This window comes from Psychrilyobacter sp. (assembly GCF_037132775.1).
Lineage (GTDB): Bacteria > Fusobacteriota > Fusobacteriia > Fusobacteriales > Fusobacteriaceae > Psychrilyobacter.
This window is the reverse complement of sequence record NZ_JBAHZY010000067.1, coordinates 35,714-43,721: the sequence shown is the minus strand read 5'-3', so window position 1 is coordinate 43,721 and position 8,008 is coordinate 35,714. Positions and strand designations below refer to the sequence as shown.

General features: G+C 32.1%; 8 protein-coding genes and 1 other RNA gene. All 9 read right to left on the bottom strand.

The annotated features are described in order from the left end of the window. Nucleotides 1-741, bottom strand: a 741-nt coding sequence (locus V5784_RS04630) for an HlyD family efflux transporter periplasmic adaptor subunit (RefSeq protein ID WP_336887878.1), incomplete at its 3' end; no start/stop codon positions are given. A 50-nt stretch (nucleotides 742-791) separates the two neighbouring features. Beyond that, nucleotides 792-2,057 carry a TolC family protein gene (locus V5784_RS04625; protein WP_336887877.1) on the bottom strand — a complete coding sequence of 422 codons (1,266 nt, stop codon included), beginning with the start codon at nucleotides 2,055-2,057 and terminating at the stop codon, nucleotides 792-794. A gap of 25 nt (nucleotides 2,058-2,082) precedes the next feature. Then, nucleotides 2,083-2,664: a TetR/AcrR family transcriptional regulator gene (locus V5784_RS04620; RefSeq protein ID WP_336887876.1), complete on the bottom strand. Its 582-nt coding sequence runs from the start codon at nucleotides 2,662-2,664 to the stop codon at nucleotides 2,083-2,085. A 475-nt stretch (nucleotides 2,665-3,139) separates the two neighbouring features. Continuing rightward, nucleotides 3,140-3,493: RNase P RNA component class A (gene rnpB / locus V5784_RS04615), an RNA gene on the bottom strand. A 12-nt stretch (nucleotides 3,494-3,505) separates the two neighbouring features. Then, nucleotides 3,506-4,057 carry a hypothetical protein gene (locus V5784_RS04610; protein WP_336887875.1) on the bottom strand — a complete coding sequence of 184 codons (552 nt, stop codon included), beginning with the start codon at nucleotides 4,055-4,057 and terminating at the stop codon, nucleotides 3,506-3,508. 15 nt (nucleotides 4,058-4,072) lie between these two features. After that, on the bottom strand, nucleotides 4,073-5,128 hold the full coding sequence (locus V5784_RS04605; protein ID WP_336887874.1) for a Nif3-like dinuclear metal center hexameric protein: 1,056 nt from the start codon (nucleotides 5,126-5,128) through the stop codon (nucleotides 4,073-4,075). Then, nucleotides 5,118-6,095 (bottom strand): sigma-70 family RNA polymerase sigma factor, encoded by a 978-nt coding sequence (locus V5784_RS04600; protein ID WP_336887873.1) that lies wholly within the window; start codon nucleotides 6,093-6,095, stop codon nucleotides 5,118-5,120. Before V5784_RS04600 ends, V5784_RS04605 begins: the two co-directional genes overlap by 11 nt. A 174-nt stretch (nucleotides 6,096-6,269) precedes the next feature. After that, on the bottom strand, nucleotides 6,270-7,478 hold the full coding sequence (locus V5784_RS04595; protein ID WP_336887872.1) for an L-serine ammonia-lyase, iron-sulfur-dependent, subunit alpha: 1,209 nt from the start codon (nucleotides 7,476-7,478) through the stop codon (nucleotides 6,270-6,272). A gap of 233 nt (nucleotides 7,479-7,711) precedes the next feature. Further along, nucleotides 7,712-8,005 carry a PTS sugar transporter subunit IIC gene (locus V5784_RS04590; protein ID WP_336887871.1) on the bottom strand — a complete coding sequence of 98 codons (294 nt, stop codon included), beginning with the start codon at nucleotides 8,003-8,005 and terminating at the stop codon, nucleotides 7,712-7,714. Between the last annotated feature and the right edge of the window lie 3 nt (nucleotides 8,006-8,008).

The following is an 8,008-nucleotide window of genomic DNA, read 5'->3' as shown; positions in this document are numbered from 1 at the left end:
GTTAATCTCATATAGTGTTCCTTGTACAGGTTCAATAGAACCTTCCACATATATATTAGCTATTGCCCATGTCTTTAATCCGATTACATCTCGAGATGATACTCCACTCAAAATTCTCAAATTATCATTATCCACTATCTTAAATAGAGGTAGTTCCTTCTCTATGTTTTGATATAATTTTAAATCTAAATTTGCTATTGTTCCATCTATCTTGGCTTTCACAGTCAAATCATTGTAATCTTTTTTATTTGTTAAAAGTGAGGCCTTGGCAGATCTATATGCTCCTTCACTAGAAGCTAATTTATTCTTAACATCTAAAAACTCTTCCTCTGAAATTAATTTTTCATTGTAAAGAACTTCATATTTACTATAAGTAGTTTGTTGTCTATTATAATCCGCTTTTGTTGAGATTATTTTTGCTTTAGAATCTAAATATGCCGATTCTACATCTTGATTTTCAAGGACCAACACTACATCTCCAACCTTTACTTTATCTCCATTTCTATAATTTATCTTTACGACATCTACCCTGCTTTTAGTAGTTTCTTCCGTCTCGTTTATAGAATCTAAAGACCCAGATGATACTGCTACCTTATTTATTTCGCTTAAATCAGCATCTGCCATCTTTACATTTTTATAATTTATCTCATCATTCCCCTTAACAACATCTTCTTTTTTTCCACAAGCTACTACACTTAATGCTACAAGTAATATAGCTATCTGCTTCATTATTTTATTCATTCTATCCTCCTGTTCGCCTATGGGCGAAACGATAATTATTAATTAAATTTTTACTTTAAATCTTCTAAATATTTTTCATATGCATAATAATAGTTCAGTTTGGTTTCAATCAGAGATAATTTAGTATTATTTAACTGTGTTTCATATATCAAATAATCTGTTATAGATATAATCCCTTCATTATATTTTCTTTTTTGTAGATCATAGTTCTCTTGTGAAGCCTCTAACTGAGCTTCCCTAGCCTCTGTAGTCCCATTTAATTTAACCAAATTAATATAATTTGTTCTGATACTCACCTCTAAATCATCCAAAGTTTTTCTCTCTGTATTTTCAGCTTTTCTAGACTCATTCTTACTTCTTGTATAGGCATCCCAAGATTTCCCAAAATCAAATAATCTCCAATTCACCTCTACACCAGCAGTCCAATACCAATTATCCATTGAGTCATTCAAATGACGGTCTTCAGCACTATAAGCTAGCCTTGCATTTATTTGTGGCAACAGATCTGCTCTAGATACTTTTTCTTGTTTTTCTATTATATCAGTGTTCAACTGAGATATTTGGCTATCTTTATTATTTAAAAGAGCATAATTTATATCTGCATTCACATCTATCAGATCCAAATCATATTTTTGAAATTCTAAACTCTCTAAATTTATATCTTGATTCATCGGCACCCCAATAATATTTTTAAACTCAATCATATATATTTCACCTTGATTCTGGGCTTCTATTAGATCGGTCCCTGTAGATATAACTTTTGTTTTAAGGGGCAGATAATCAGATTTAGATATTATATCTAATTGATATTTTCTCTCTGCTTGTTCAAAGGCAGCTTTAACGTCCTCTAAGGATGTTTCATATACTTTGATAGCTTCTGCTTGAGCTAATACTTTTAGATATGCATCTATAACTCCTAATTTTAATTGACTCTTACTTTTAGCCAATTTATACAACATCAATTCTTGAGATATCTTAGCAATTTGAATCCCTGCAATTATCGTTCCACCGTTATAGATCGGCTGGGTAATTCCCAGTTCATGATTGAGTCTTTGATCACTCTCTGTCCCACCTGTCATACTCATTTCATTTTCATCCCCTGTAGTGGTATATCCACCTCTATAATCCAATCTAGGAGCAGCCGATTTATACCCTTCCAACACCTGTAAATCAATATTTTCCTGATCAATCTTTACATTTTGATACTCATAGTTGTTTTCATAGGCCATATTTAACGATTCATCTAAAGTCACCTTTTCTGATCCCCATAGGGAAGATGCCATTAATATCAACATCAAACTCATTATTTTCTTCATCTTTTTCTCTCCTTTTTCTCAATAATTAATCTTCATCTGTTAAATCTATACTCTTACAAAACTTTTCAAAGGGTTCATCGGATATTTTTTCATCATAAACTTCCTTAGTTATATGAAAGTATTTCCCTGTAAATATACAAGCCCCCAGAAAATTAAGTATCAGCATCAATTCATTTGTATTTCCCATCCCCTTCTTCTTTATAATTTCTCTGAAAATATCCAATAAGAATTTATAATTTTTATTTATCTCAGTTCTGGTATCATCACTTATAAAATTAGAATTACTAAAATAATTTATAAACTTCCTTTCCTCTGGGTTTTCAATCCCCCAAACAATTAAATTATTCCAAATTTTCTTCAATTTCATTTTAGAAGTCTTCGCACCATCCAAGTCCTTTAAAATATTCTCCTTCTGTTCTCGTTTTATCTCCATAAAAATTTCATTGATCAAAATATCCTTGGTTTTAAAGTAGTTGAATAGGGTTCCTGTGGCAATCCCGACTTCCTTGGCTATCAAACTGGTAGGAGTTCCGTGAAATCCCCTTTCTACAAAAAGCTTTGTCGCTATTTCTATTATTATTTTTCTTTTTTTAATTTTATTGTCCATTCCATTCCTCCTCAAACAAAATGACTGACTAGTCACTTTATTAGAACAGTATATATTTTTTAAGTTATAAAGTCAATTTTAATTTTATTTAATAATTACTAATATAGCAGTCTTAATATCTCGACTGACCTATTAAAATTTTATTACAGATTCAATGCTTTACCAATTATAAATTTTTCAATCACTGTTTTCAGTGCGTGATTGTTATGAGATGTTGAGATAAACTTTGCCATACTCTTCACCTCTACCTCAGCATTTTATTTTCTCTAGATATCTTTCCTTCATTGTTTAATAATTATCGTCCATATCTGTTGCTATCATCTTATATTTCATCTTATAAACCTCCTAGATTTTCTTTTATTATATCATGCAAATAAGCCCCACGAACAAATGGACGACTGCTCTGATTAAGTTAATATATGTAAAAACCCCTCCTAAATCAGCATGGCTGATTTAGGAGGGGTTAATTTTATGATAAATAGGTGTTAGGATACGCCGGGTTTTGTCGTTGGTCAATCATTTATCTAGGCCTATAATTGCTTATAGGCTCAAGCGACACACCTAAAAATCGAGACGGGCAGTCTCATAATGATCTTTCTTCGGTCTTGCTCCAGAAGGGGTTTACCAAGCTACAATAGTTTCCTATCATACTGGTGGGCTCTTACCCCACCTTTTCACCCTTACCTATAAAACAAGTTCATAGGCGGTCTATTTTCTGTGGCACTTTCCTTAAGGTTTCCCTCAGCAGCCGTTAGCTACCTTCATTGCCCTGTGGAGCCCGGACGTTCCTCCCCTAGATTCCTCTAGCGGCGACTGACTCTAACACCTAGTTATTAATACTTTACTTACGCTTTCTAATCCCACCCATCTTTATAAATCTTAAAGTTACAAAAATAGCTATAGCTATTAATATCAAGATCAATAATCCTGCAAATTTATTTTCAATGAATGTTTTTTTTACCTCTTGTTTTTTAATCTCTTTTTTATCTACCTCTATATCATCTACAACTTTTCCCGACATATCCAAAACACTTAGTATAAATTTCTTATACTCTTTTTTTACTATTGCGTCTTCCCCTTCAATCAACAAATTGTCGATTTCTTCCTCATAAGTACTAGTATCTATATCTTGGGTAAATTTTAATTTTACATTAACATCATTTTTCCCGTCTGGAATTATGTCTAAAATTATCGCTTTTTCAACAATATTTTTTTCATCCATTTTCCTGCCAAGATTTATATGATACACTATATCTCCATTTTTTTCAATCTCTGATAATTTTTTTTCAACTTCTTGCTTCTCTTCTGCAGTCAAATAGTTCCCGCTATCATTTACCTGTCCAAAGGAAAATGCAAATACTACAAGGCTTAAAAACACTATTCTTTTTATCATAGGATCCTCCTAATTTTATAAACTCTTAAATACTGGCTGATCATTGTAGATTTCTACCTCTAAATCATCACAATATTTTTCTATTATATCCGTAAAGAAATATTCACTTTCATAGTGTCCGACGTCAAATATAGATATCCCTATCTCCCTAGCATCCAAGGCTTCATGATATTTTATATCACCTGTTATAAAAAGGTCAACACCTATTTTTTCTAATTTACCTAAAAAACTAGCTCCTCCACCATTTACCACAGCTATTTTTTTTATTTTTTTATCTAATTCTCCTACTACCCGTACATTATTTAGAGACAACTTTTCTTTCACCGTTTCTAAATAGCTACCCAATTCAACCCCTTCAGACAGACTATATATCCTTCCTAAGCCACCTAAAGAAATCTTATTTTCTGTTTTTATCATCTCATAAGCGACCTCATCATAGGGATGAATTTTTTTTATTTCATTTAAAAGGTTCGACAATTTCCCTTTTTCACCTAGGATACTTATTTTTTTATTTTTATTCCTAAACTTTTCTTTTTCTTCTACCTTTTCAAAGTTTTCTATAGAATCAGAGGTATAGTACACATTTTTATATCCATTATACTCCAAACCAAATTCTTCTCCCTTAGATTTCAACCTATCCTCGAATTCTATATCTACATAGACTGATAATAGGTACATATCAATGTATTTTTCATCTAAAATTTTAGATGTTTTTACACCTAATTTTTCACATATATATTGATTTAACCCATCCTCTGCAGAATCTAAGTTGGTATGCATAGAGTACACAGCAATCTTATTTTCAATTAATTTTAAAAGTTTTCTTCCTATCAAATTTTTAGAAGTAACATTTTTTATCCCACTGAATATAATTGGATGATGGGTTATGATTAAATTTGCCCCTACCTCTATGGCATGATCTATCACCTCTTCTGTGGCATCCAGTGATATCTGTACCCCAGTTATTTCTCTGCTCTCATCCCCAACTAAAAGGCCGATATTATCCCAAGATTCAGCTATGTTTTTAGGAAATTTTTTCTCTAGTCTCTTTATTAAAGTTTTAATTTTCATCGATCCATGCCTTCTTTCCGTTACACTTTAATTTTATCATAAGTTTTTCTATCTCTGCCTTTACCTTTGATGGGTCCATATCTAAGATCTCTCCAATCTCCTCAAAGTATTTTCTCTTTCCACTGAGCCCATAGTATAGATCCAGTATTTTTATCTCAGCTGATGTAAATTTATTGGCTAAATTAGATACTGACATAAGTTTTTCTACCTTTACTAACTCCATATCCACCTCGGCAATACTCTTATACACTTTTGCTTCCTCTCTATCTTCTTCTTTTATTAAAAATCCATAATCATTGATTTTTTGTAAATTTTCAAATTCTTCCATGCCCATATTTAAAACTCTTTTTATCTTTGCTGCTTCTGATTCATCTATCTCTAAATCGGTAATTTTATTTTCCGACTTATACACTTCTACCTTCATATTTTTAAAATAAGCTATTACAGGAGATTTCAGTTCCTCTATAACTAGTTTATTGCTTTGAATCACCTCATATTTTATCCAAAATTCCATATATTCTGAAAAATCCATAGAGTAATCCAGATCATAGTTATCTATAGCCTTCACTATTCCCATAAGACCATCTTGAACTACCTCTACATAACTTGTTCCTGCTTTGGAATAATAAAGTGCTATTTTAGCCACTAATTTTAATGATCCTTCCATCAAAATTTCCCTAGAAGAGACGTCTCCATCCTTGATATCTTTTATTAATTCTGACATTTTTTCTTTTTTTATAGATTTTATAGATGATAGTTCTCTCAGATAATTTTCCACAGTATTCTCATAGAAACTTCCTATATTTTTAATATCAAATTTTTCAACCCTTCCACCTATCTCATCTATTTTTTTTCCCTCTAAATTTAAGATTAAACTCTTAAATTCATCTGTGCTAGAAGTTTCAGCCATTAGTTCAAAACTTCTCATATCTATCGTATCTTCTATATTTTTAATATCTATTTTCATCTTCTCAACCCCAAATATATTTTTTTACTATTATATATAGTACCAAAGATTTTAAACTCTTTCAATGAATTTAAAATTAAAATAAGAGACAGTCCAATAGGAGCCGTCTCTTATTTAATCAAGTATACTATATATTTATCTCAATAGTTAAATATTTAATTTTCTCTTTTTTTATTAGCAGTTTGCATTAAAATCAAATTTAGCTAATCCACCTAATGATGTTTCTTTGTATTCGCTCTTCATGTCTAGGCCAGTTTGCTTCATTGTAAGTACTACCTTATCGAAACTAACTGTATGCTGACCATCTGTAAATAATGCATAGTTAGCTGCATCTAATGCTCTCACTGCTGCTGCTGCATTTCTTTCAATACAAGGAATTTGTACATATCCTCCCACTGGGTCACATGTAAGACCTAAGTGGTGCTCTAATGCCATCTCTGCTGCGTATTCTATTTGATCTAAAGATCCACCTAAGATAAATGCTGCCATTCCTGCTGCCATTGCACACCCTGCTCCTACTTCAGCTTGACATCCACCTTCTGCTCCAGATATAGTTGCATTTTCTTTGATTAAATTTCCAATTAATCCTGCTATAGCAAGACCTCTTAAAGTTTCTTCCATAGATAAGTTATGTTCTTCTTTTAGTGCATATAATAATCCTGGAATGATACCAGCGGCACCACATGTAGGAGCAGTAACTACTCTTCCTCCCCCACCATTTTCTTCCGATACTGCCAATGTATAAGCAAATATTTTTCCTAAATAACTAGTTCTTGAATTATCTCTTCTGGCTTTTCTATAAAACATTTGAGCTTTTCTTGGATACTTAATAGTTCCTGGTAATACTCCAGTCTTTGAAAGACCTGACTTTACAGAATCTTCCATAGCTTCCCAAGTCCTCTCTAAGAATGCCCAGATAGAAGAATCTTCCATCTCTGCTACATATTCCCATAATTCTTTTCGATTGGTCTTACACCACTTTATTATTTCATCCATAGTTGTCAATGGATAAATTTTATTTGATCCACCTCTAGCTTGACCATCTTCTATGATAGTTCCTCCTCCTACAGAGAATACTAACCATTCTTTAGTTTCATTTCCACCTTTATCTACAGCTATGAACTTCATTCCATTTGTATGGAACTCATGAACGAATTCTGGCATCCAAACTATCTCTGTAGTCTTAGGCTTTAAAGTTTCTTCGATAACCCAGTCAGTTAAATGACCCTTACCTGTAGCTGCTAGTGACCCATATAATTCTACCTTAAAACTAGCGGCATCAGAGTTCTCCATTTTAAATCTTTTTGCTGCTCTTTCTGGTCCCATCGTATGAGAACTAGATGGTCCGTTTCCTATCTTAAATAATTCTTTTAACGAATCCACGCTGTTTCCTCCTAATTTTTTCTGAATTTCAAACAATTCAATAAAATAATATTTTTTATACTATATAATAACATAATTCTTATAATTCACAAACTCTCTTCTATATAAATTTTACACTAGTGTACATTTATAAGTTATTGAGAACTGAAGTAGTTCATATTGCACTTTAAAAATCATAAATAGGTTTAGGAAGAATCCCCTAAACCTATCATTATTTTATACTATTTCTAGTTTTATACTGTTCCTCTTACTTCTGCAACACTTTTGATCTTAAAGTTTTTAAATATAAATGATCCTATGTATCCTATTGTTAATCCAGACATTGCACATAGTGCTGCTGCTATAGTTACTTTTAATGGACTGTTGAAACCATACATAACCATTAATCCTGCTATTGGTGTTGCGGTTCCTGCTGCATTGTTAATAAGTCCAAAGTGAGTTACGATAAGTCCTGCTATAGCTCCACTTACGAAGTTTGTGCAATATACAGGAATCGGGTTAGCTGAGATTAAGTCAGCCTGTGTCAATGG